Genomic DNA, 22350 nt, shown 5'->3' on the forward strand with positions numbered 1-22350 from the left:
GGCGCGATCAAGGTGTCGTCCAGGCTGGTGGATTGTCCGGAATTGTCCTGCATACCCGGCTCTTTCGTCGTTTATCGTGATCGCCTACGGTGGCACCGTGCCCGAATCCGGAACCGAGCGGACGCCCACCCTGCCGACCGTGCTGCGCTGCTGCAGCGCACTGGCGGCCACGCCTGGTCGATTGCTGCGCCCGCGTCGTCCCGATGCCGCGTTGCTGGCCGGTCTGGAGCCGGTCCCGCTGCCGCAGACCAAGGCGAACGTCGGGCTCACCGTCCTGATGCAGGCCCGCATGGCCGCGCCGACCACGATCGTCGCGGAGGGCGTGCGCAGCCTGCGCGAACTGCCGATGACCATGTCGGCCTATCTGATCGAACATCCGAAGGCACGATTCCTGGTCGATCCGGCCCTGTGCGCGGGTGTGCACGACCGGGTGCTGCCCGAGCTGCCGTTCCCGATTCCGCTCTTGGTCGCGCCCGACAAGCCGGTGCTCGGGCTCTCCGACGCGCTGGCCGCCCGCGATATCGCCGTCGACGCGATCGATTTCGTCCTGCCGACCCATCTGCACTGGGATCACATCTCTGGCCTGCTGGAACTGCCCGATTCCGTGACCATCCGACTGCCCGCCGTCGAACGCGCCTGGGCCCTCGACGGCCCGCATGCCCCCGTCGGCGTTGCCCGAGGGCCACTGCGCGGGCGCGCCTTCGACACCTTCGAACTCGACGGCCCGCCGGTGCTCACCTTCCCGCGCAGCCTGGACCTGTTCGGTGACGGTTCGGTGCTGCTCGTCGACCTCGCCGGACATACCCCGGGCAGCATCGGCGTCCTGCTCGCGGTCGACGACGGCACCCGGGTACTGCTCGCGGGCGACGCGGTGTGGAACAAAATCCAGGTCGAGCTGATTCGCGAAAAGGCACCAATGCCCGGCCAACTCTTCGACGCCGACCGCGACGCCACCTTTGCCACCATCCACCGCCTACACGCACTGCCGGACGGCATCGAAATCGTCGCCGCACACGACTGCGCGGCCGTCGAGGCGCTCGCAGCACGGAAGCGGTAACCCGCCCCATCAGGGCGGAACTCAGTCGATGCCCTCGTCGAGCTGCTGCCAAGTGGCGTGCACCTCGAACGGCACCAGCGAATCGATCGCACTGGCAGAACGGTCCGATCGGGTGTGATGTCCTGCCGAGACGTACTCCCCGGCAGAGTTGAGCGTCAGCATCTCGATCGAAACCGCCGGACCGTCCTCGTTGGCCATACGGACGATCCAGTAGTGCTGGATACCGAACCGGGCATACTCGGCGCGTTTGTCGACCAGGTCGGCGGTGATCGTCGTCGGCGAGACAACCTCGACCACCAGCACGGTGTCCGCAGCTGTCGGCTTCATCCGCCACTTCGGTCGAGGCTCATCGATGCAGCGGTAGACGATGACGTCCGGCCGCTTGTAGTGGAAGGGACCCTCCGAGACCAACATGTCCACATCTCGGTTGATCCGCAAGCACGGCTCGGCCGAACCGCGTTTGGCATGGCCGTCCAGCAGTGCCCGTTCGATATTTCGGGCTATCGCATTGTGATTCGGCGAGGCGGATTCGCAGTGGATGATCATCCCGTCTCGGATCTCGACATTGCGCGCGATGTCCTCGGGCATGGACAGGTAACCGTCGATATCCACCGGCAGGATGTAGGTCTTCGGCAGAGACCAGTCGAACGCTTCCGGCACGGATGACCGTCCTTTGGTTGGTAGTCGACGTCATCGTAGGTCAGCGCCTCGCTCGACCTCGGTCGTGGTCACCCGTCGATGGGCCTGGCTCGACTATCGGACGCGCCCTGGGCGCTCAGCCCAGGGCTCGTAACGAACAGCTAGGCGACCACCTTCTCGGCGAGTCGCGCGGTGATGAGTTCCTCCGCGTCGGCGACCATCCGGCCGATCAGTTCGGCGCAGGAGGGGATGTCGTGGATGAGGCCCTGGGCCAGGCCTGCCGACCAGATGCCCGCGTCGAGATCGCCCTCGTCGAAGACGCGTCGTCCGCGCGCACCGGCGACCAGATCGCGGACATCGTCGAAAGTGCCACCGGCCTTTTCGATTTCGACGACCTTGCGGCTGATCTCGTTATCCGCGACGCGCGCGGTATTGCGCATGGTCCGGAAGATCAGCTGGGTGTCGAGTTCGGAGTTGGCGACGATCTGTTCCTTGACCGTCTGGTCGATCGCCGACTCCTGCGTGCACAGGAAGCGCGTGCCCATATTGACGCCGTCGGCGCCGAGCGCGAGCGCGGCAACCAGACCGCGGGCATCGGCGATACCGCCGGACGCGATCATCGGAATATCGAGAACCCGTGCGGCGGCCGGGATCAGGATCAGCCCGGGAATATCGTCCTCACCCGGATGTCCCGCACATTCGAAACCATCGATGCTGACGCCGTCGACGCCGATCTTCTGCGCCTTCAACGCATGCCGCACGCTAGTGCACTTGTGCAGCACCTTGATACCGGCCTCCCGGTAGTACGGCAGGAAGGGCTCCGGATTGCTGCCCGCGGTCTCGACGATCTTGATGCCGCTCTCGATGATCGCCTGCACGTATTCGGCGTACGGCGGCGGATTGATCGACGGCAGGATCGTGACGTTCACACCGAACGGCTTATCGGTCAACTCCCGGGTGCGCGCGATCTCCTTGCGCAGGTCGTCGGGGGTGGGCTGGGTCAGCGCGGTGATGAAACCGAGCCCGCCCGCGTTGGCGACGGCCGCGACGAGGCCCGCGCGGCCGACATGCATCATGCCGCCCTGCACGATCGGGTGTTCGACGCCGAATGTCTCGGTGAACCTGGTACGCAGCATTGCGCTTCTCCTATGCGTTGCGGGGCGTGCCAGTGGCGCCCATACGCAGTGATGGTGACACGGGAATCGTCTGCTGTTCAACTTGTAAGTGAGCCGTGATTCGCATCGTATCGCCCTCTGGATGCGCGCGAAGATGCGAAGCAACCATCGAGATAGCGCATAAAAGCACTGCTAGAGGTGATTTCTGGTTCAGCATCACCACATCGAGACGATTAACAGCGATTCCCATATTGATCGCTTGCCGCCGGAATAAGTTAGTTGTTATTCTGCTCTCAGTTCAGCCCGTCGACGCCGTCGGATACACCGGCGCACGGTTGGCGGTCCGAGAGGAGTGGCATGACCACCGGTGCACAGGCGCTCGACGAGCCGATCAGGTCGCGGCGCAACCACTGGAACAACCAGATCGCGTCGCATGCGCAGATGCGCCCGGACGCGGTCGCCGTGCGGTTCCGTGGTGTGGACACCACCTGGCGGCAGTTGCACGAGCGTTCGCTGAAGTTCGCCGACGCGCTCGCCCGCCGCGACATCGGCTTCGGTGACCGGGTGCTGATCCTGGCGCTGAACTATCCCGAATACCTCGAGGCCGTCTTCGGCATCAACGCGCTCGGCGCCATCGCGGTCCCGGTGAACTTCCGGCTCACCCCGCCCGAGGTCGCCTATATCGTCAGCGATTCCGGCGCCAAGGCGATCGTCACCGACACCATGCTGCAGCCGTTGGCCACCGCCGTGCGGGGTCAGGCGCCCGAACTGGCGACCTGCATCGTGATCGGCGGCCAGAGCGCCGACGGAGTACTCGGCTACGACGATGTGCTTACCGAGGACGGCGAACCCCATACGCCGCTGGACATTCCCGAGGACACCCCCTCGCTGATCATGTACACCTCGGGCACCACCGGCAGCCCGAAGGGCGCGGTGCTCTCGCACTCGAATATGAACGGCCAAGCGCTGACCAGCATTCGGGCCACGGATATCGGGCCCGATTCGGTCGGCTTCTGTACCTCGCCGCTGTTCCATATCGCCGGACTCGGCAGTCTCGCACCGTATTTCCTGCTCGGCGGCAAAACCGTGCTGCACCCGCTCGGTGCGTTCGATCCCACCGAATTCCTCGACGCCGTCGAGCGCGAGCAAGCCACCACCGCGTTCTGCGTGCCAGCGCAGTGGCAGATGATCTGCGAGGAGCCGACGGTCAAGCAGCGCAAGCTCGCGCTGAAGGTGCTCAGCTGGGGTGCGGCCCCGGCCTCCGATACCGTGCTGCGGGCCATGGCCGACTGCTTCCCGGACGCGGTCAATGTCGCGGTCTTCGGCCAGACGGAGATGTCGCCCATCACCTGCGTGCTGGAGGGCAAGGACGCGATTCGCAAGCTCGGTTCGGTCGGTAAGCCGATCCCGACCATCCAGGCCCGCATCGTCGACGAGGAGATGAACGATGTCGCGCCCGGTGAGATCGGTGAAATCGTCTATCGCGGACCGACTCTCATGCAGGGCTATTGGAACAAGCCGGAGGCCACCGCCGAGGCCTTCGCCGGTGGCTGGTTCCACTCCGGTGATCTGGTCCGCGCGGACGAGGAGGGCTTCCTCTGGGTGGTCGACCGCAAGAAGGACATGATCATTTCCGGCGGTGAGAACATCTACTGCGCCGAGGTGGAGAATGTGCTCTTCGCGCATCCGAAGATCCGCGAGGCCGCGGTGGTCGGGCGGGCGCACGAGAAGTGGGGTGAGGTGCCGGTTGCCGTTGTCGCCCTTGTCGATCCGGACGCCGGGCTCACCCTCGACGAGCTGGCGCCGTTCCTCAACGAGAGCTTGGCGCGCTACAAGCACCCCAAGGATCTGGTGATCGTTGCCGAGCTGCCCCGCAATGCCAGCGGCAAGGTCGTGAAAGTGAAGTTGCGCAAGGACTATTCGTCCTGAGCTTTCGCCGAATCGACTGACCACGGCAGGTTGCCGCACCGCCGCGCAGGCGGTGGAGCTGATCGGCACATCGGTGTGAAGGTCATGCCCTCGGACCGACCTGCGTGGATCAACGGCCTGCGCCGCTGACCCGTTCGGTGTGCGACACCCGGCTCGTCAGGCCGGGACCGACCAGAACTTCGAGCCGACGGTAGGTTTCGGCCGCGGGCAGCGGCGGCTCCGCATCCGCGATCGAGCCGAGCAGGCCGACGACGCCCCAGGACAGAAATGTCATCGTCACCGCGAATTCGTCGTCGTCCATATCCAGGCGACCCGAAAGTTGTTCGGTGAGAATCTCTTCCACCATGCGCCGCGTCGAGCGCAGCAGCACCCCGGTCGCCCGGCGGCCCAGCAGCGCCCGGTAGACCTCCGGATTCGCCGATGCCAGCCGGAACAGTGTGTACAGCGGTGCGAGCGGTTCCGAATGTTGCGGTGCGTCAGGATCATTCGCGCCCGATTCGACATCGGCGACCGCTGCGCGCAGGTACTCGGTACTGCTGACCAGCAGCAGATCGTCCTTGTCCCGGAAGTGCGCGTAGAAGGTGGAGCGTCCGACATCGGCGCGATTCAGAATGTCCTGCAATGTGATCCGGTCATAACCGCATTCGATCATCAGCTCGATCAAGGCACGGTGCAGCAGGCTCTTGGTGCGCCGCACCCGGCGATCGGTGCTGGTCATCGGCATCCTCCGAACGCGAGTACCGCGTTTCCGTACAGATCGTGCGAATCCGTTCGCAATGGCACAATATCCGCACTTTTGCTTCTGGTCGATCCGGTCATTCGGTCCGATTATGGACTCATGACCGGAAACGCACAACAGTTCACTAACGCACCTGCTGACCGGAACTCCGAGATCGGCATTCTCATCACCAAGCCGCGCGGCTACCTCGCGGTGAAATCGGCCTTTTTGCTCGGCCGGGTGGGCAGCCTGAACGCTCGACTCGTCGAGTTGACCGGTGCCGCCCCGGGCGATCATGCCGTCGATATCGGCTGCGGCCCAGGCCAACTCGTCCGGGCGCTTGCCGATCGTGTCGGACCGGGCGGTCGAGTGATCGGTATCGACCCGTCCCAGGAGATGATCGACTACGCGACCGGCCGTGTCGGCTCCGCCAACTGCCGTTTCGAAGTCGGCGCCGCCCAAACGCTGACTCTGCCCGATGCCTCGGTCGACGTGGTCACCTCGACGTTCGTCATGCATCACATTCCAGAGGCACAGCGCACAGCGGCGCTGGGACAGATGTTCCGCGTGCTGCGCCCCGGCGGCCGACTGCTGCTCGCCGACACCCACCCGACCGGAAGAGTCCTGCCCGCGGCGGTTCGCATCATGTCCCGCTTCGCCGCGCGCCGCACCGATGACCCGCACGCGCCGGGACACCACGCGGACCCACTGGCGGGCATCGATATTCGCCGCTACCGAGAAACGTTGCGGGCAGCCGGATTCGCGACCGTGGACTTCACCGCGATCCCACCGATGACCGGCGTACTGGTGGCGACCAAGGACGCCTGATCAGATCAGGTCCTTAGATGTCATCCAGCGCATGCAGAACCAGCCGCAGAACACCGGCAGCCAGCACGTGAGCACGCGGTAGAGCAGCACCGAGGGCACGGCGATGGTCGCGGGCAGGCCGAAGGCGGCAAGACCACCGATCAGCGCGGCCTCGACCGCGCCGACGCCACCGGGTGTCGGCGCGGCCGCGGCCAGGGTGCCGCCGATCATGGTGACGATGGTGAGGGTGATGAACGACGCGCCACCACCGAACGCCTCGACGCTGGCCCACAGCGCGAGCGCCAGGCCGAGTGTGATCGCGCCACAGCCGAGCACGATCACCGAGAAGCGCTTCGGATCCCGGACCAGATCACCGAGTTCACCGAGCACCTCCTGCAACTGCGGGCGCACCGAATTGTTCAGCCAGCGACGCAGTTTCGGGACGAACATGAACGCGCCGATAATGCCGACGCCCACACCGGCCGCCAGATAGAGCACAGTTGCGTCGGGCACGAAATGCGACAGATTCGCCGAGGTGCCCGCCGCCACGCTGAACAGGATCAGCAGGCCGATATGGGTGATCACCTGGACGGCCTGTTGCAATGCGACGGCGGCGGTGGCCCGCACCGCGCCGAGTCCGGCCTGCTGCAGGAAGCGCACACTCAACGCCAGCCCGCCGACGCCCGCCGGTGTTGTCGTAGCGGCAAAGGTATTGGCGACCTGCATGATCACCAGATTGCGGAAGCTGACCAGGCGTGTTGCGCAGGCCCACAGTGCGGCCGCCGCACCGATATACGTCAGCCCCGAGAACGCCAGCCCGAGCAGCGCCCACCACCAGTTGGCGGTCCACAACTGTGAGAAGAAGGTCGGCACCGCGCTGATGAACGGATAGGCGACATAGACCAACCCGATCAGCAACACCAACTGGATGAGCTGATTGCGGCTGAACCGGGTGATCTGCTCGGCCTCGATCTTGTCCTGGCCGGTCTGCTTGCGCACCTCGTCGCGGGCCGAGGAGACCACCTCGCCCCAGTCCGGAATCGATTTCTTGATGCCGGGGGGCATGGCGGACTTGGTGAGTCGGCTCGCCGCGGTCAGTACCGTGGGCTCGCCGAGCGTGTCGATGGCGGTGCGCACCGCGGCTTCCTTGCCGAAGACCGCGGTGGTCGAGACCAGCAACTGTGCGACATCGGACTGTCGCTGCTTATCGGACGCGCCGAATTCCGCGTTGATGAATCCACTGAACAGCGTGGCGCCGTTCTCGATTCGGATCTCGACGGGCCGCAGATCGCCGTGCGAGATCTGGCCGCAGTGCAGTGCGGCGAGCGATTTCCATACACCGGCGAGGTCGTCGTCGGAGGTTTCATCGAGCGGCTTACCCCGGGGCATGGTGTGCGCGTACAGCATCCAGCCGCGTTCCAGCGCCGCGACGGCGACTTGCTGCACCGCGGCCAGACCCATTTCGCCGACGGCGATGGCCACCAGCGCACGGTGCTCGACGGCGCGGTGCATGGAGCCGTGCAGTGCCGCGGTTTCACTGCTGCGGAAGGTGAGCCAGCGCCACAGCTGACGCAGTGCACCGAAGCTGCGCTGATTCTTGCCGAACAGCTCGACGGTCAACTCGCGCTCCGGACCGTCGATGGCCGCGGCGAGCACCAGCGGACCGCGTCCGGCGGGATGCACGACGGTGAACGCGGTGACGGTATGTCCGCGCCTGGCCAGCACCCGCACCGCCGCATCCAGCGGCACCTCCAGCGCCGGGGTGCCGACCACCAGCACGATCACCGCGCCGACCAACCAGCCGACCGCGAGCCCGAACATGGCCCGCGCGGGCACCACCGTGCTGACCACCAGGTGGATCGGTGCGAAGGCCAGCAACAGGAACCACAGCCAGCGCCGCGGCCGGGTCGGCAGCCACGGACTGGATACGGTCAGCACCGCCGCGAGCATGGCGATCCAGCGCGGATCGTCGAGGAACTGCGACAGGAAGGTATCGAGCCGATCCGGTACCTGCAGATGCCATTGCGGCGCGGACAATCCGGTGCCGGTGATCGATAGCAGCAGGCCCGCGACCAACCCGCGGTCGCGTAGCCCGCGAGCAGCTTCCACTGCCTGCCGATGATCAGTTCGATGAGGATCGCGAACGGCAGCGCCAGAATCGCCATGCCGTAGACCAGGTACACCAGATTGGACTGGTCCGGATTGAGGAAGCCGACGATATTCGAGACCGAACGTTCCAGCGCCAGCCACTCCGGCCGGGTGATCAGCGATGCGGCGACGACCACGCCGACCCACAGTGCCGCGAGTACGACACGGATGATGTCACTGGTCCGCCGGATCAGCGGTTGCAGCAGGCTCCCCGTGACCGGGATATCCCGCCCATCAACTCGCATCTCTGGCTCCGCTCGTCCGCCTCCCCCGGGCCTCTGCCGGTGTTGGGTGTGCCTAACTTACCGTTGCGGGCCGGTGCTTCCCCGGATGGCTGGGCCTGGGCGTCCTGGCGAGTTCGCCCCGCCGACCTACCGGTCAGTAGACGGTCTTGCCGAATCTGTCCCAGCCGATGAGGATCAGGACGAATCAGCCGACGGAAGGCAGGACATGGCAGCACAGGATCTAACCGGGAAGACGGTGGTGGTGACCGGCGCCAGTTCCGGCATCGGCGCCGAGGCGGCGGCGAAGCTGGTGGCGCGCGGGGCGAGCGTCGCGGTGGTCGGGCGCTCGCCGGAGCGCACCGCCGAGGTGGCGACGCGGGTCGGTGCGGAGCCGTTCATCGCCGATTTCGCCCGTTTCGACGAGGTGCGCAAACTTGCCGATCAGCTCCTCGATCGCTATCCGCGCATCGATGTGCTCGCCAATAACGCGGGCGGCGCATGGGCGAAACGCACCGTCACCGATGACGGCAACGAGCTGACCTTCCAGGTCGATCACCTGTCGCCGTTCCTGTTGACCGCCCTGCTGCTGGATCGGCTGGTGCAGTCGCAGGCCAGGGTGGTCAATACCGCGAGCATGACCTACCGGATGGCGAAGCTGGACCTCGACACCGTCAACGCCTCGACCGGTTCGTTCAATCAGCTGGGCGCCTACGGCACCTCCAAGCTCGCCAACATCATCTTCACCAGGGAACTGGCCCGCCGCACCGAGAGCACCGGGCTGGTCACCGCCGCATTCCATCCGGGTGCGGTCGCCACCCACGTCTACGACAATGCTCCGCTCGGCCTCGGCGCGTTCATCCGCTCGCCCCTGTCACGGCCCTTCTTCATCAGGGCAGACAAAGGCGCGGATCCGTTGGTGCACTTGGCGACAACGCCGGACGAGATCAACGGCAAGTACTTCCACCGGTTCAAGGTGGAGGAGCCGCGGAACAAGCAGGCGGTGGATGCCGAACTCGCGCAACGGCTCTGGACGATGTCCGAAGAGATCACCGGAACGGCATAGGTCAGTGGGCGTCCGCACCGAGTGCGTGACGCCCACCCTCGGCCGCCACACCGACGGTGAACACTTCGCCGCTCATCTCGCCTCGATCGAGTTCGACAATGGCCCGCACCACCTGTTCGGTGGACACCGTCGCGGGGAAATCATCGGGCGCGATGGCATTGGCCCGCACTCCGAACTCCTCGAATTCGGCCGCGATATGCCGGGTCAGGTGGTTGAGCGCCGCCTTGGACGCCGCGTAGAGCGCCTGTCCGCGGGGGTACACCCGCGAGCCCGCGATGCTGGAGACATTCACGATATTGCGATTGCGGGCTCGGTTCTCGTCCCCGGCATGCACCCAGCTCCGTTGCGCCAAGCGAGCCGATAAACGTAGCGGCACACCGACATTGAGCGCGAAATGCGGATCGAATTCGTCGAGTGCGGCATCGCCGTCGACGATGCCGCGTGGCTGGAATCGGCGGTGCGCGGCATTGTTGACCAGCAGATCGATCTGCCCGAAGCGGGCAAGTGCGATATCGACGACGCGCTCGACTTCACCCGCCTCGGCCAGGTCGGCCCTGATCACGAAGATCCGCGAATCGTTCTCCGGCACCGGCATTTCCGGTTCGAAGGGATCGACGAACCATTCGAGCTGGGACGGTGCGGCCGGGGTGCGATTGCGGCAGACCGCGATGATGTCGTAGTCGGTGTACAGGCCCCGGCAGAAGGTGTCACCGAGGACACCTCCGGCTCCGGTGAGCAGACATACCCGGCGTTCAGTGCCACTGCGCAATGCTGTCTCCTCCCCAGCGCCGCACCACATCCTCCTTCGGCCGGTGCAGCCACATCACCACGCTATTGCGCGCGGCGGCGTTGTCGCCGACGAACGTATGCCATGAGCGCGGTGTGCACTCGAACAGCAGCAGCGAATTGTCCAGTGGCGGAATCGTCAGTGCGGGAACCGGATTCGGGCCGATATGCGAATACAGCGCGGTTTCGCCGCCATCGCCCGGTTGCCAGTCCGGATTGCCGAAATAGAACAGCACCGCGACGGCGCGCACCGTCTCCCGCGCGAAGACCTCCGGCGGCCGCGGGCCGGTCTTCAGATCCACCTCCGGATCCACGGTCCTGACCTCGCCCGGCTCGGGCGCCGAACCCTTGAACCAGGCCGGATTCAGATCATTGTGCGGTGACCCCGACGGACTACCCGGCCGATGATGGTGCACCGACCCCTCGACATCACCGGTCGTCGCCACCCCCGCCACTCGTGCGATCAGGTCATGCCATTCCCGTGAAAGGAACAGCGCCAACGGACCGTCCCGCAGTCCCGCCAGCGAGGCCCCGACCGCACCGTAGTCCGCCGCTACCGCTCCGAAGGCCTCCGGACGCTCGCGGCGCACCCGCGCCAGCTCATCGGCCAGCCGCCCGTAGAACGCGGGCACGAACACATTCCTGGCGTAGATATGCGGAAACGGTTCGACTCGGCGAATCCAGCGCCGATGCGCGAACAAATCCGTGAACCACGGCGGCGCCGCGGTCACTGCGGATTCGGCTACCCCTGTCAACTTGAATCCCTCCCGAATGACCACAGCGATCCTAGCGGGCACGAGCGGAATTCGTGCCCCGGCGGTAGCCCGGCTCAGCAGTTGCGAAGATCACCGGATGTGGAACGACCTACGCGTGTGCTTCATCGGTGATTCTTTCGTGGCGGGTGTCGGCGACCCGCTGTGCCTCGGCTGGGTCGGCCGCCTGGCCGCCCAGACGTACGCGAACGGCCAGCCGCTCACCATGTACAACCTGGGTGTGCGGATGCAGACCTCGACCGAGATCCTCGGCCGCTGGCAGACCGAATGCGGGCCCCGATTTCCGGACGGCTCCGATGCTCGCTTGGTCGTCTCGTTCGGCGTCAACGACACCACGTTCATCGAGGGAGGGCCCCGAGTCGCACCCGGGCAATCGGCGGCCAATCTGTCCGAACTGCTCACACAGGCCGCCGCGCTTCCGGTCCTGGTCGTCGCGCCGCCGCCCATCGATGACGCCGAGCAGAATGCCAGGACCGCCGCGCTCGACGAACATTTCGCCGAAATCTGCGCTGCCGCCGCGGTTCCCTACGTGCGCGTCCATCAAACGCTGCGCGACAGCGCGGTATGGATGCGCGAGGTGCGCGCGGGTGACGGCGCACATCCCGGCGCGGCGGGTTACGACGAATTGGCCGCGCTCGTCCACCCTGACTGGCGAGACTGGCTGGCGCGCTGAGCGATCCGGAAAAGTGCCCGACAGTCGGGCGGCGACGAGCCGATCGAGGCCCCGCGATGATCGGCATCCACCCATCGCCGGGGAGTCGGAATCGTCGGTGGGCCGCGAACCTTGGAAACGCCGGACGCTCATCGACGCCGGAATGCCCCCGGCCCGCGAGCAACGGCCACACTGTCTGAGACGTAGTGTCCCGGGTAGTTCCGTCCGCGGCGTCCGAGCAGGCCAGCGCGGTTGTACTCAGCTGACAGACATCCGTCGCGCATCCGCGTCGGCGCGCTTTTGCCGAGCCACCGCCAGATCGACCGGCAACGCGCCCTCCGCGACGGGCCGAATCACCAACTCGTGCAGCGTCGGATGCCAGCGCCCGACCTCGTCGCGGAACGAACCCTCGGTCTCCAACTGACCGATCGCACCGATCAGCGTCAGCATCGATCGCGCGAACGGTGTGAAGCGCGCGGGCATCGTGCCCTGACGCAAGGCATTCGACAGCCGCGGATTCGTCACGCGCAGTACCTGTTTGCGCAGCCAGCGCATGGTGAACCGGTAATTCGCGTGCCGGAATGGTTCGATGCACGGCGCGACCACATGGAACAGATCCTCGGCATCGAGTACCCGGCCCGGTTCGCAGAAGCCGTGCCGGCGTGCCGCCGCCTCCAATTCCGCGGGGCCGCCGTTGAACAGCGCATCGCAGTAGTCGAAGGCGAACTCCTCGAAACCCTCGGTCGGCCACGGTGTGCAGGCCCCGAAGTCGACGACGCCGAGCCGCCCATCCGGCAGCACCCGGAAATTGCCGGGATGCGGATCGCCGTAGAGCAGACCGCTGCGGATCCAACTGGAGGCCATGAACCGAATCAGCTGCATGCCGACCCGATCCCGTTCGGCGCGCGTACCGGCGGCGATGACGCGCGGCAGCGGCGTACCGTCCAGCCATTCGGTGACGAGCACATCGCCGCGCTGTTCGATCACCCGCGGAATGTAGAAATCCGGATCATCGGCGTAGGCCGCCGCGAAGATCCGCTGAGATTCGGCCTCGGCCGCATAGTCGAGTTCGTCGAGCACACAGGAGCAGATCGCCTCGGTCACGCCTTTGACATCCGCACCGGGCACGAAAACCGTTGCCAGCATCGAGATCCGGCGCAACTGATCCAGCTCGTTCGCGACCGCCTGCCTACCGCCGGGATACATCACCTTCACCGCGACCGGGGTACCGTCGCGCCATACCGCGCGATGCACTTGGCCGAGCGAGGCCGCGGCCGCGCGCCGATCATCGAATTCCCGGAAATGCCAACGCCAGTTCTCCCCCATGCTGGCGGCCATCGCCGCGTGCACCGAGCGCGGGAGCATCGTCGGCGCGGAATCCTGTAGCCGACTCAGCGCGATCCGGTACGGCTCGGCGAGATCCGGCGGCAGTGCGAGTTCGTAAATGGCAAGCAGCTGACCGAGTTTGGCGGCACAGCCCTTCAGCTCGCCGAGTACCTCGAACATGTGCTGTGCGGTGCGCATCTGGATTTCGCGATTGACCTCACCGGCCGGTCGGCCCAGCGCGCGCTTACCAACGCCCGCGGCCTGACGGCCCGCGAAAGCGACCGGCAGCGCCGCCAATTTCGCATTGCGAACCGCCGTGCGAACAGGAGGTTTACCGTTCGACCTCATCGCGAAAATGCGTGCGCGTCTAGTTGTCGAACTCTCGGCCGATCGACCGTCGCCACGCTGAATTGTCATGACTCACCTCACACTGCACGCTGACCAGTGTTACACAGGTGCAGTCTCGCACAGGAGGGCATAGACTGTCTGGGACGTATCGGAACCAAGTCGAAAGGTGGCATCTCGATGGGATCCCAAACGGTAGTCGCCGACGTTGCCGATGAGCTGGCACGCCGGGTTGCCGCAGGGGAATATCAGCCGGGGGATTTGATGCCGTCGGTCCGTCAGGTCGCGGAAGAGTTCGATATGAACCGCGCGACCGCGCAGTTGACCCTCGGTCGGCTGGAATCGTACGGATTCGTCGAGGCGCGACGCGGCAAGGGGTTCACGATCCGCGATGTCCGTGAGGCGGGCGGCATCGATGTGTATCGGCACCTGTTCCGGTTCTCGGTTCCGATGCCGGATGTGGCCATCGAGATGTTCCACGACATCGTCGAGGTGGAGCGCGGCATCGTCATGGAGGCGCTGCTCGCATACACCAGCAGCGAGCAGGAGATCGACCCGGCCGAACTCAAGGCCGAGATCGATGAACTGGAATCGCTTGCCCGGCAGGATGTTCCCGACTTCCGGCAGATCCTGGCCATCGAGGTCGGCTTGGTCCGCCGACTGCTCACCGCACTCGGGCTGAGCATGCAGCGCGCGATCATGAACTCCATCGGCGAGATGGTGCTCGAGGTACCCGAGGCCGTCGAGGCCTTCTTCGCGGGTGCGGCGGATCTGCATGTTCTGGTATGGCGTGCGCTGGTCGCGGTGTGGGATTCCGGTTTCGGGCCGTCCGATGCGCAGCTCGCGCTGTTCGAGGATCTGTTCGGGCTGTATCACGACAAGGTGATCGCCCGGTTCGAGGAATTGCTCGATGTCGGGGCCGAGGGCCACGAGGATGCGGAGCACGCGGCGACCGCCTGATCGCTCCTCGATTCTTCCGAATTGACTGTCTGGGTCATTTTTGCCCCCAGGTCTATGGCCGTGAAGGCGTCGACCGAGCTCCCAGAGCTGGCCATGCTCGGCCCCGGTCTTCGGTGGCATCGTCGGGATCTGCGCTTGATCAACCAGGAGTTCTCTGTGAAATCGGTACCAATCCTGCCGCGCCGCTGGACCATTGCGGATATCGCGGATCAATCCGGCAAGACCGTCGTGGTCACCGGTGCCAATAGCGGCCTCGGCCTGCGCACCGCTGAGGTATTGGCGAGCAAGGGCGCACACGTTGTGCTGGCCTGCCGCAATCCGCAGAAGGCCGCGACGGCACTGGATGCGGTCACCGCGGTAGCCACCGGGACCGAACCCGAAGTGCTGCAGCTGGATCTGGCCGATCTGGCCTCGGTCGCGCGGGCGGCCGAGCAGATCAACGACACCATCGGGCGGATCGATCTGCTGATCAACAATGCGGGCGTGATGGCGTTGCCGCGCTCACGCACGGCCGACGGGTTCGACGCCCAATTCGGCACGAACCACCTCGGGCACTTCGCCTTCACCGGCGGCGTGCTGCCCGCACTGCTGCGCGCCGAACGGCCGCGCGTGGTGACGGTATCGTCGGTCGCCGCGTGGGTCGGCGTGATCAATTGGCTCGACCCGAATTGGCAGCGGCTCTATCTGCGCTGGCCCGCCTACAGTCAGTCCAAACTGGCGAATCTGCTGTTCACCGCCGAACTGGAACGCCGGGCCCGCGCGGCCGGTTCCGACCTGCGCGCGGTGGCCGCGCATCCCGGAGTGTCGGCGACCCATCTCTACGACCGCAACGGTGAGAAGGGTGTGAGCGGCGTCTTGGCGGCGATCCCGCAGGCGATCCTGTTCGCGCTGGCCCAGTCCGACCGCATGGGCGCATTGCCGCAGCTGTACGCCGCCACGGTTCCGGAAGTGCGCGGAAACTCCTATGTGGGACCGGGTTTCGAGTTCGCCGGATATCCGCGGCGCACACTGCGTAATCCACTTGCCTACCGCCGCTCGACCGCGCGCAAACTGTGGGAGCTCAGCGAGCACCTGACCGGTGTGCGTTACGACTTCTAGTGCCCCGCTCGGATAGGTTGCCCCGCATCAGGTCCGGCTCGCTCGCCGAGCGCAGTCGAAACGATGCACGACACGCCCAGTGGCGCCGCCATGTGACTACGCTCGACGGATCTCGATTACCTCAGAACTGGCTGGACGCGGCACTGGCTTGGTATCAATGCGGTGCCGCGGCGAAGGCGGCGAGGACCAGTGAGCTCACGATCGCGACGGCAAGTACGCCCAGCACCACCAAATTTCGCCGTTGCGGCAGATCGGCGTGCACCAGGTTCGGACATTCCGGCTCATTATGTCCGCGACTTCCGCACCGAGGGTTGGTGCAGGGATACATGCCGACCTCCCAAGACTGACGCGAGCGCTCGCACTCCAACCGTGCGAATCACTTGTATACCGCGTGCACCGACGGTCGGCTACCCAGCCGCGGGAGTGATGACGACGCCCAACGATCCGCTGGGCGTGGTGTCAATGACAGACCGCCCACATGTTGCGGACGACTCACGGTCGACCATCAGTCGATGGCAGTATCGAGTGTGCAGCTTCGGTACAACTTCCCCGCCTGTATCCCACTGTGGGGCAACAGCGACCGGCGTTGAAGCAGGAACTCACCGGAAGCGCGGCATAGCCCGCAGACCGGATCTCCCGCCATCAGCTTCAGGCTTCAGGCGGGAGAAGGACGTCAAAGAGCGCTGTTCAGCTTGTTCAGACGGTCGCACGCCTCGACGTACTCGTTGATCAGCCGGGCGATCACATCGGCGGAGCGCTCCACCTTGTTCATCATGCCGACGACCTGGCCGACCGGATTGAAGTTCACATCCTTGGCGGCTTCCGGATAGCGGTGCCCGCGCTTGACGCCGTCCAGGGCCACCATCATCTGCAGCGGCATGGGCAGCGGATCCGGATTCTCCGGCGCCTCCCAGGCCTCGGTCCAGTCGTTCTTCAGCATGCGGCACGGCTTACCGGTCCAGGACCGCGAGCGCACAGTGTCCTGGCTGGTGGCTTCGATGTAGGTCTGCATCTGCGCGGGCGGCACATTCGCCTCCTCGACGGTCAGCCACAGCGAGCCGGTCCACGCACCCGCCGCACCCATCGCCATGGCCGCGGCGACCTGGCGACCGTTGCCGATGCCACCGGCGGCCAGCAGTGGCATATCGCCGATGGCATCGACCACCTGCGGCCACAGCACCATCGAGGAGATCTCACCGCAGTGCCCGCCGCCCTCGGTGCCTTGGCAGACAACGAAATCCAGGCCAGCGCGCTTGTGGTTGAGCGCATGCTTCACCGAACCGCACAGCGCGCCGATGAGCCGTCCGGATCCCTGGATCTGCTCGATAACATCCGGCGGCGGGGTGCCGAGGGCATTGGCGACCAGCTTGGCCTTGGGATGGCGCAGGATCACCTCGATCTGCGGTGCGACAGTGGTCGCGGTCCAACCGAGAAGTTGGTTGTGGTGCTCACCGTCGGGCAGATGCGGGACATTGTGGTCGTTGAGGAGCTTCTCCGCGAAGTCCCGGTGTCCCTGCGGAACCAGTTCCGCCAGTTTGGCTTCCAGTTGTTCGGGGGTCAGGTCATCGATGCCCTTGCCCTCGTACTTCGACGGGATGACGAGGTCGACGCCGTACACACCGTGCACATGGTCGTCGAGCCAGGCCAGTTCGACTTCCAATTCCTCGGCGGTGAAGCCCACCGCACCGAGCACGCCGAGTCCACCGGCATTGCTGACCGCGGCCGCCACATCGCGGCAATGGGTGAAGGCGAAGATGGGGAATTCGATCCCCAGCCGGTCGCAGATTTCGGTACGCATGGCGTGCTGGTCTCCCTACTTGCTCAGCAGCCGGATCGCAACGGCTGACGAGTGCTGGAACGGGTTGCATATTTGGTCACCGGCCCGCGCTGCCGATTCGGCCGACTGCCGCAGATATCGCCATGACGCGACGGTAGCTTCGTCGACAGGCGCGGACGCCTGACATCGAATGTAACACGTTCTAGTTTTCTCGGGGTAGCCGTTACGGCCGACCGGAGCAGAGTTCGGCGGTGACGAGCCGGTAGCCCAGGTCGAGGTGGGATTTGCCGAGCAGGTCGGCATACCGGGTGGACCACGCGTCGGTGGCGAGATCGTCGCGGAGCCGGTTCAGTCCGTCCTGTAGCAGTGCCGCCGGAGTCATCGCCAGCATCGACATTCCCGCGCGCACGGTTTCGTCCAGATACGCCTCGGGCCGTCGCCAGTACGCGCCGCCGAAGCCGTCGACGCAATCGTGCGGGACCGGGATCGGGGTGATCGATACGTCGCCGAACAGGGCGGCGAGGCGCGGGAGTGGGACGGCCAAACGCGCATCGGTTACGGCTGCGGCGGGCAGATAGTCACGGACCAGCCAGAATTCGCGGTAGACGGTGTGGTCCCAGGTGAGGATGACGATGCGGCGGCGGGCGATCCGTTTCAGTTCGGCGATGCCGCGATCGAGGTCGGTCCAGTGGTGCACGGTCAGGATGGCCAGGGCGGCATCGACGGCATCGGTGTGGATCGGCAGTTGCTCGGCGACCGCCTGTACCGCGGGTGCGGCGGCGGGCGGACGTTGCGCGATCATCACCTCGCTCGGCTCGACCGCGATCACGGTGCCGGTCGGTTCGTAGGATCCGCTGCCCGCGCCGATGTTGACGATCGAGTCCATGTCACGTACCGCGTCATCGATGACCGCGGCGATACGCGGATCCGGTTGCCGGGTCCGCGCGTACGTCTGCCCGGTGTGGTTGTAAAGAGTCAACCGCCTGCCTCGGCTTATCGACTGGCGACGTGGGCGATTCGACTCCTCAGGTGGCCGACTGCTCCAGTTCGGCCAGCGAATTCTCCAGGTGGTCGAGCAGGCTGTTCAGTCGCGGCACGCTGCGGCGGCAGCCCACGAGCCCGAAGTCCAGACTGTCGACATTGGTGGTGAGGGTTATGTTGACCGCCTGCCCGTCGAACGGAATCGACATCGGGTAGGAGGCGTCCAGGCGCGCGCCGTTCCAGTACTGCGGTTCCTTGGGGCCCGGGACATTCGAGATGACGATATTGAACGGCGGATTCGCGAACGACAGCATGCCGGGCAGCAGGGTCAGGGCGAGCGGGCTGAGCATCAACCCGGATAGCGCCATGGTCTGGATGGGCGAGAGCGAGTTGTAGACCTCTTTGCTGCGACGCATCGATTCGCTCACCACGCGCAGCCGTTCGATCGGATCGGCGATATCGGTGCCGAGATTGCACAGGATCGCGCCGACCTTGACGCCGCTGGTCTCGGCATCGTCCTCATCGGTCCGCAGCGAGACCGGAACCATGGCGATCAACGGCTTATCGGGCAGCGCATTCTGTTCGATCAGATACGCGCGCAACGCACCGGCGGACATCGCGAGCACCACATCGTTGACGGTCGTGCCGGTCGCCTTCTTGACCTGCTTGACCCGCTCCAGCGGCCAGGACCGGACCGCGCACCGGCGGGCGCCGCCGATCGGCACATTGAACATCGAGCGCGGCGCCTCGAAGGGCATGGTCAACTGTTGCTGCACCAATGCGGCGCGCGCGACCCGCAGCGCGGCGGGCCCGGAATTGGCCGCCGACAACAGATTTCGCGCGAGCCCGCCCAGCAGCGAGCCCGACGGCTCGGCCTTGCGCTTCGATCGAGGCAGGTTCCACGGCACGCGTGTTTCGCTCGCCGTGGGATCGTTGGTGAGCGTTCGCTGCAGCACTCGCTGCGCGGCGACGCCATCGATCAGCGCGTGATGCATCTTCGAGTAGAGCGCGAAGCGGCCGTCGTTCAGGCCCTCCACCACATGGATTTCCCAAAGCGGGCGGTGCCGGTCGAGGAGGGCGCTGTGCAGGTCGGAGGCGAGTTCGAGCAGTTGAGCGAAGCTGCCGGGACTCGGCAGCGCCGACCGACGCAGGTGATAGCCGAGTTCGACGTGCTCGTCCTGGGTCCACGCCAGCTGCGGTGCGCCGAGCCAGGTTGCCGGGCGCTTGCGGAAGGTGGGGTGGAATTCGTTGTCCGCCAATAATTTCTCGTGGGTCAGCCGCGCGAAATCGGGCCCGGCGTCCTCCGGTGCCTCGAATAGTTGTAGCGAACCGACGTGCATCGGATGCTCGCGAGATTCGGCGAGCAGAAATACGGCATCGATGGGAGAAATGAGCTCCATGGTCTGTCGCCCCCTGACGACGGTGTGGTGCTGAGGTCTTGGTGAAAAGGAAAACGACCACGATGTCGATAAGGGCCCGCACAGCCATGTCCCCTGTGCGCTGTCCCCAACCTTACTGAAAGGTGCGGATTCGCGTTCGCCGAATCAGCGATCCTTGACCAGGAGCAGGTACGCCTGGCGGCCCCGCTCGCCGGGATCCGGTTCCCGGACCAACCGGGCGATCGGCGTGAAACCGGCCTGTTCGGCCAGCGTGGCGAGCCGATCCGGCGACCATCGGTAGGCGGTTATCACCTTGTGGTCGAACGGTTCCGGATCCTGGACATCGGGTGCCTGGAAGAACGCGAGCAGTGCGTGCCCTCTCGGCTCGAGTACCCGATGAAACTCCGCCAGCACAGCGGGCATTCGTTCGGGCGGCAGATGGATTATCGAGTACCACACGAGAATTCCCGCGAGAGTGGCGTCGCCGATATCGAGGTGCTCGAGCGAGCCTTCCTCGAAGCCGAGTGCCGGATACTGAGCCCGCGCCAATTCGAGCAGCCGTGGTGACAGGTCGATCCCGAAGATATCGAGGCCGAGCCTGGCCAGGTGTGCGGTCATTCGGCCTTCACCGCACCCGAGGTCGGCCACTCGACCGTCGTGCACCAGTTCCGCGAATACGCTGAGCATGGCGCGGTCGAATGGCTGTGTCGCCAGGTGATCTTTGGCGAATTCGGCGTAGCGGATGGCGTTCTCGTCGTAGGCGGCGCGGGTGTGGACCACGTCCGCGGGATCGGTTCGACTGTTCGCTGTCACCCGAACATCATGCCCTCCTGTCACCTTCATCGAGTCGATCCGCGACGCTGAATTTCATCGCCAAGCCCCGTGACAGGGAGGATCAAGCCGATGGCCAGGAGGGCCGTATGCGACGACTGATCGATCTCGCCGGTCGTGCGGCATCGGCGGAGCCCTCAGCGCGTGCGGGTGCTCAGGACTGGGTGACCGGCGTCGCGGCCGGTTCCTCGGCGGCCCGGGTGCGGGTGGTGCCGAGGATCGAGCCGAGAATGACCAGCGGGAAGCCGATGCCCATGCCGACGGTCAGCGGTTCGTCCAGCATCGTGACGCCGAGCAGGATGGCCACCGCGGGATTGATGTAGGTGATGACCGTGGCGCGGGCCGGGCCGACTTCGCTGATCAGTGCGAAGAACACCAGGAACGCCGCGGCCGTGCAGATTGCGGCCAGCCCGAGCACCGACCACGACGCGTCGGCGGTGAAATGTGCCGGTCGGCGGAGTATGGCGAACGGTGTGTAGATCACCGCGGCCAGAATCAGTGATCCGGTGACAACACCGAGCGGCGGCAGATCGGCGAGTCCGCGGTTGATGATGATCGGGCCGATGGCGTAACCGATGGTGGTCAGCCCGATGGCGCCGATGGCCGCGGGCTGTGTCAGATCGATATCGAAGCCGACCAGCGCAGCGACCCCCGCGAATCCGATGATCAAGCCGGTGGTGCGGCGCGCGTCGAAGCGATCGTGTGCGAAGGAGTACCTGGGCCACATTTTGGCGCCGAGACCCTGAATGGGTTTGGACAGGATCACCACTGCGACCAGCGGAACCGCGGCGATCAGCAGCCCGACGGTCGAGCTGTTCAACGTGGTCTCCGCGTACCCGATCAGAAACCACGGTCCGGTGATCTCGACCAGCGTGTACAGCAGCAGCGGGCGCCAACGCCGGAACACCGGGGCGAGTGTCTTGGTGTATAGCGCGATCGGCAGCAGGATCAGCGCGCCCAGGAACGTCCGGCCGAATGCCACCGCGATCGGGTCGAAATCCTCGACCGCGATCCGGATCATCGCGTAGGGCACGCCCCAGATGACGCCCATCGCCAAGAACAGCACCCACCCGCGCTGCGTCATCGCTTCACCATCTCGCCCTGCTCGCTTCCGATCGAATCGGAGCCTATACGAATACATCCCATCACGGGATGGATGGACGAGCGATGAATTCAGCGATCGGGTCTCGTCTGTACCGACGCAAGAACCGATACACGTCCTCGGAAGGACTCATACCATGACCGCTGAGAACACCGCCGAGGTCGGCGCGGGGCCCGGCCGTTCCCTCAACATCAGCCTGTGGGTGCTGCAGGGCCTGCTTGCCGCGTTCTTCGCATTCGCCTCCGCCACGCCGAAGCTCATCGGCGAGTCCAGCGCGGTCGAAGGCTTCGATTTGATCGGGGTCGGCGACTGGTTCCGCTACTTCGTCGGCGTCGTCGAGCTGGCCGGTGCCATCGGCCTGGTCATCCCCCGCCTGTCGGGACTGGCCGCCATCGGCCTGAGCCTCACGATGATCGGCGCCGCCTATACCAACGCGTTCGTCATCGACGGCTACTGGCCGGTCTACACCCCGCTGATCCTGCTGGTGCTATTCGTCTTCATCGCCTGGGGGCGTCGGGACGAGACCAAGCGGCTGTTCGATCGAGACGCCTAGGGCTACTGGCAGGTACCCATCTGACGCCTCGACCGTTGAAAAGTTGTCGGTGCAGGCCCGCGACGGCGTCAGCCGTGCGGACCTGCG

Annotated in this window: 19 protein-coding genes and 1 pseudogene; 8 read left to right on the top strand and 12 right to left on the bottom strand. The window is 65.6% G+C overall.

The genetic code is table 11. From position 1 onward, the window contains the following. Nucleotides 1–97: 97 nt before the first annotated feature. Nucleotides 98–1057, top strand: coding sequence for an MBL fold metallo-hydrolase (locus tag NP3_RS17365; RefSeq protein WP_245720981.1), 960 nt, complete (start codon nt 98–100; stop codon nt 1055–1057). 21 nt (nt 1058–1078) lie between these two features. Here the strand turns inward: NP3_RS17365 and NP3_RS17370 are convergent, their stop codons facing one another. Together NP3_RS17370 and NP3_RS17375 are read right to left on the bottom strand one after the other, a co-directional pair. Further along, a complete protein-coding gene (locus NP3_RS17370) occupies nt 1079–1717 on the bottom strand; it encodes a Uma2 family endonuclease (protein ID WP_063042568.1) in 639 nt (212 codons plus the stop codon). A gap of 140 nt (nt 1718–1857) precedes the next feature. Further along, a complete protein-coding gene (locus NP3_RS17375; RefSeq protein WP_084508656.1) occupies nt 1858–2832 on the bottom strand; it encodes an NAD(P)H-dependent flavin oxidoreductase in 975 nt (324 codons plus the stop codon). Between the two features lie 336 nt (nt 2833–3168). Between NP3_RS17375 and fadD5 the strand changes: the two genes are divergently transcribed. Next, entirely contained in the window at nt 3169–4740 is a 1572-nt protein-coding gene (fadD5, locus tag NP3_RS17380) for a fatty-acid--CoA ligase FadD5 (RefSeq protein ID WP_063042571.1), read from the top strand. A 109-nt stretch (nt 4741–4849) separates the two neighbouring features. On the opposite strand, the gene NP3_RS17385 is transcribed toward fadD5, so the two are convergent. Continuing rightward, entirely contained in the window at nt 4850–5458 is a 609-nt protein-coding gene (locus tag NP3_RS17385) for a TetR/AcrR family transcriptional regulator (RefSeq protein ID WP_063042613.1), read from the bottom strand. Nucleotides 5459–5578: 120 nt separating this feature from the next. Here NP3_RS17385 and NP3_RS17390 point away from each other — a divergent pair, with 120 nt between their 5' ends. Further along, the gene (locus tag NP3_RS17390; protein WP_063824801.1) at nt 5579–6286 is read left to right on the top strand and encodes a methyltransferase domain-containing protein; all 708 of its coding nucleotides are present in this window, start codon (nt 5579–5581) and stop codon (nt 6284–6286) included. On the opposite strand, the pseudogene NP3_RS17395 reads toward NP3_RS17390, so the two are convergent. After that, nucleotides 6287–8658: pseudogene (locus NP3_RS17395) on the bottom strand (lysylphosphatidylglycerol synthase transmembrane domain-containing protein). Nucleotides 8659–8863: 205 nt separating this feature from the next. On the opposite strand from NP3_RS17395, the gene NP3_RS17400 reads away from it, so the two are divergent. Next, entirely contained in the window at nt 8864–9700 is an 837-nt protein-coding gene (locus NP3_RS17400; RefSeq protein WP_063042573.1) for an SDR family NAD(P)-dependent oxidoreductase, read from the top strand. A 1-nt stretch (nt 9701) separates the two neighbouring features. Here NP3_RS17400 and NP3_RS17405 read toward each other — a convergent pair whose 3' ends face one another. Continuing rightward, nucleotides 9702–10469: an SDR family NAD(P)-dependent oxidoreductase gene (locus NP3_RS17405; protein ID WP_245720982.1), complete on the bottom strand. Its 768-nt coding sequence runs from the start codon at nt 10467–10469 to the stop codon at nt 9702–9704. Further along, nucleotides 10453–11241, bottom strand: coding sequence for a 2OG-Fe(II) oxygenase family protein (locus tag NP3_RS17410; RefSeq protein ID WP_063042615.1), 789 nt, complete (start codon nt 11239–11241; stop codon nt 10453–10455). The genes NP3_RS17405 and NP3_RS17410 overlap by 17 nt, the downstream gene beginning before the upstream one ends. A 16-nt stretch (nt 11242–11257) precedes the next feature. On the opposite strand from NP3_RS17410, the gene NP3_RS17415 reads away from it, so the two are divergent. Continuing rightward, a complete protein-coding gene (locus NP3_RS17415; protein WP_245720983.1) occupies nt 11258–11932 on the top strand; it encodes a GDSL-type esterase/lipase family protein in 675 nt (224 codons plus the stop codon). Nucleotides 11933–12169: 237 nt separating this feature from the next. On the opposite strand, the gene NP3_RS17420 is transcribed toward NP3_RS17415, so the two are convergent. Then, on the bottom strand, nt 12170–13585 hold the full coding sequence (locus NP3_RS17420; RefSeq protein WP_084508657.1) for an ABC1 kinase family protein: 1416 nt from the start codon (nt 13583–13585) through the stop codon (nt 12170–12172). Between the two features lie 177 nt (nt 13586–13762). On the opposite strand from NP3_RS17420, the gene NP3_RS17425 reads away from it, so the two are divergent. Together NP3_RS17425 and NP3_RS17430 are read left to right on the top strand one after the other, a co-directional pair. After that, nucleotides 13763–14542, top strand: coding sequence for a GntR family transcriptional regulator (locus NP3_RS17425; protein WP_063042579.1), 780 nt, complete (start codon nt 13763–13765; stop codon nt 14540–14542). A gap of 156 nt (nt 14543–14698) precedes the next feature. Further along, the gene (locus NP3_RS17430) at nt 14699–15640 is read left to right on the top strand and encodes an oxidoreductase (protein WP_245720984.1); all 942 of its coding nucleotides are present in this window, start codon (nt 14699–14701) and stop codon (nt 15638–15640) included. A gap of 673 nt (nt 15641–16313) precedes the next feature. Here NP3_RS17430 and NP3_RS17435 read toward each other — a convergent pair. The 5 genes from NP3_RS17435 to NP3_RS17455 all read right to left on the bottom strand — a co-directional run bounded on the left by NP3_RS17435 (nt 16314) and on the right by NP3_RS17455 (nt 21692). Beyond that, the gene (locus NP3_RS17435) at nt 16314–17438 is read right to left on the bottom strand and encodes an NAD(P)H-dependent flavin oxidoreductase (protein WP_063042581.1); all 1125 of its coding nucleotides are present in this window, start codon (nt 17436–17438) and stop codon (nt 16314–16316) included. A gap of 202 nt (nt 17439–17640) precedes the next feature. Continuing rightward, complete coding sequence (locus tag NP3_RS17440; protein ID WP_063042583.1) at nt 17641–18396, bottom strand: class I SAM-dependent methyltransferase; 756 nt, start codon at nt 18394–18396, stop codon at nt 17641–17643. A gap of 46 nt (nt 18397–18442) precedes the next feature. Beyond that, on the bottom strand, nt 18443–19798 hold the full coding sequence (locus NP3_RS17445) for a WS/DGAT/MGAT family O-acyltransferase (RefSeq protein ID WP_063042585.1): 1356 nt from the start codon (nt 19796–19798) through the stop codon (nt 18443–18445). Between the two features lie 144 nt (nt 19799–19942). Further along, nucleotides 19943–20590: a class I SAM-dependent methyltransferase gene (locus tag NP3_RS17450; protein ID WP_245720985.1), complete on the bottom strand. Its 648-nt coding sequence runs from the start codon at nt 20588–20590 to the stop codon at nt 19943–19945. Between the two features lie 172 nt (nt 20591–20762). Next, nucleotides 20763–21692 carry a DMT family transporter gene (locus tag NP3_RS17455; protein ID WP_063042589.1) on the bottom strand — a complete coding sequence of 310 codons (930 nt, stop codon included), beginning with the start codon at nt 21690–21692 and terminating at the stop codon, nt 20763–20765. A gap of 154 nt (nt 21693–21846) precedes the next feature. Here NP3_RS17455 and NP3_RS17460 point away from each other — a divergent pair, with 154 nt between their 5' ends. Then, entirely contained in the window at nt 21847–22263 is a 417-nt protein-coding gene (locus NP3_RS17460; protein WP_063042591.1) for a DoxX family protein, read from the top strand. Nucleotides 22264–22350 lie beyond the last annotated feature (87 nt).

The sequence above is a fragment of the Nocardia pseudovaccinii NBRC 100343 genome (genome assembly GCF_001613225.1).
Taxonomy (GTDB): domain Bacteria; phylum Actinomycetota; class Actinomycetes; order Mycobacteriales; family Mycobacteriaceae; genus Nocardia; species Nocardia pseudovaccinii.

Bases quoted from the DNA above. Each gene is read 5' to 3' on its own strand.
- NP3_RS17375 (WP_084508656.1), bottom strand. From the start codon at position 2,832: ATGCTGCGTACCAGGTTCACCGAGACATTCGGCGTCGAACACCCGATC.
- fadD5 (WP_063042571.1), top strand. From the start codon at position 3,169: ATGACCACCGGTGCACAGGCGCTCGACGAGCCGATCAGGTCGCGGCGC.
- NP3_RS17385 (WP_063042613.1), bottom strand. From the start codon at position 5,458: ATGACCAGCACCGATCGCCGGGTGCGGCGCACCAAGAGCCTGCTGCAC.
- NP3_RS17390 (WP_063824801.1), top strand. From the start codon at position 5,579: ATGACCGGAAACGCACAACAGTTCACTAACGCACCTGCTGACCGGAAC.
- NP3_RS17400 (WP_063042573.1), top strand. From the start codon at position 8,864: ATGGCAGCACAGGATCTAACCGGGAAGACGGTGGTGGTGACCGGCGCC.
- NP3_RS17415 (WP_245720983.1), top strand. From the start codon at position 11,258: ATGACCACAGCGATCCTAGCGGGCACGAGCGGAATTCGTGCCCCGGCG.
- NP3_RS17420 (WP_084508657.1), bottom strand. From the start codon at position 13,585: ATGAGGTCGAACGGTAAACCTCCTGTTCGCACGGCGGTTCGCAATGCG.
- NP3_RS17425 (WP_063042579.1), top strand. From the start codon at position 13,763: ATGGGATCCCAAACGGTAGTCGCCGACGTTGCCGATGAGCTGGCACGC.
- NP3_RS17435 (WP_063042581.1), bottom strand. From the start codon at position 17,438: ATGCGTACCGAAATCTGCGACCGGCTGGGGATCGAATTCCCCATCTTC.
- NP3_RS17445 (WP_063042585.1), bottom strand. From the start codon at position 19,798: ATGGAGCTCATTTCTCCCATCGATGCCGTATTTCTGCTCGCCGAATCT.
- NP3_RS17455 (WP_063042589.1), bottom strand. From the start codon at position 21,692: ATGACGCAGCGCGGGTGGGTGCTGTTCTTGGCGATGGGCGTCATCTGG.
- NP3_RS17460 (WP_063042591.1), top strand. From the start codon at position 21,847: ATGACCGCTGAGAACACCGCCGAGGTCGGCGCGGGGCCCGGCCGTTCC.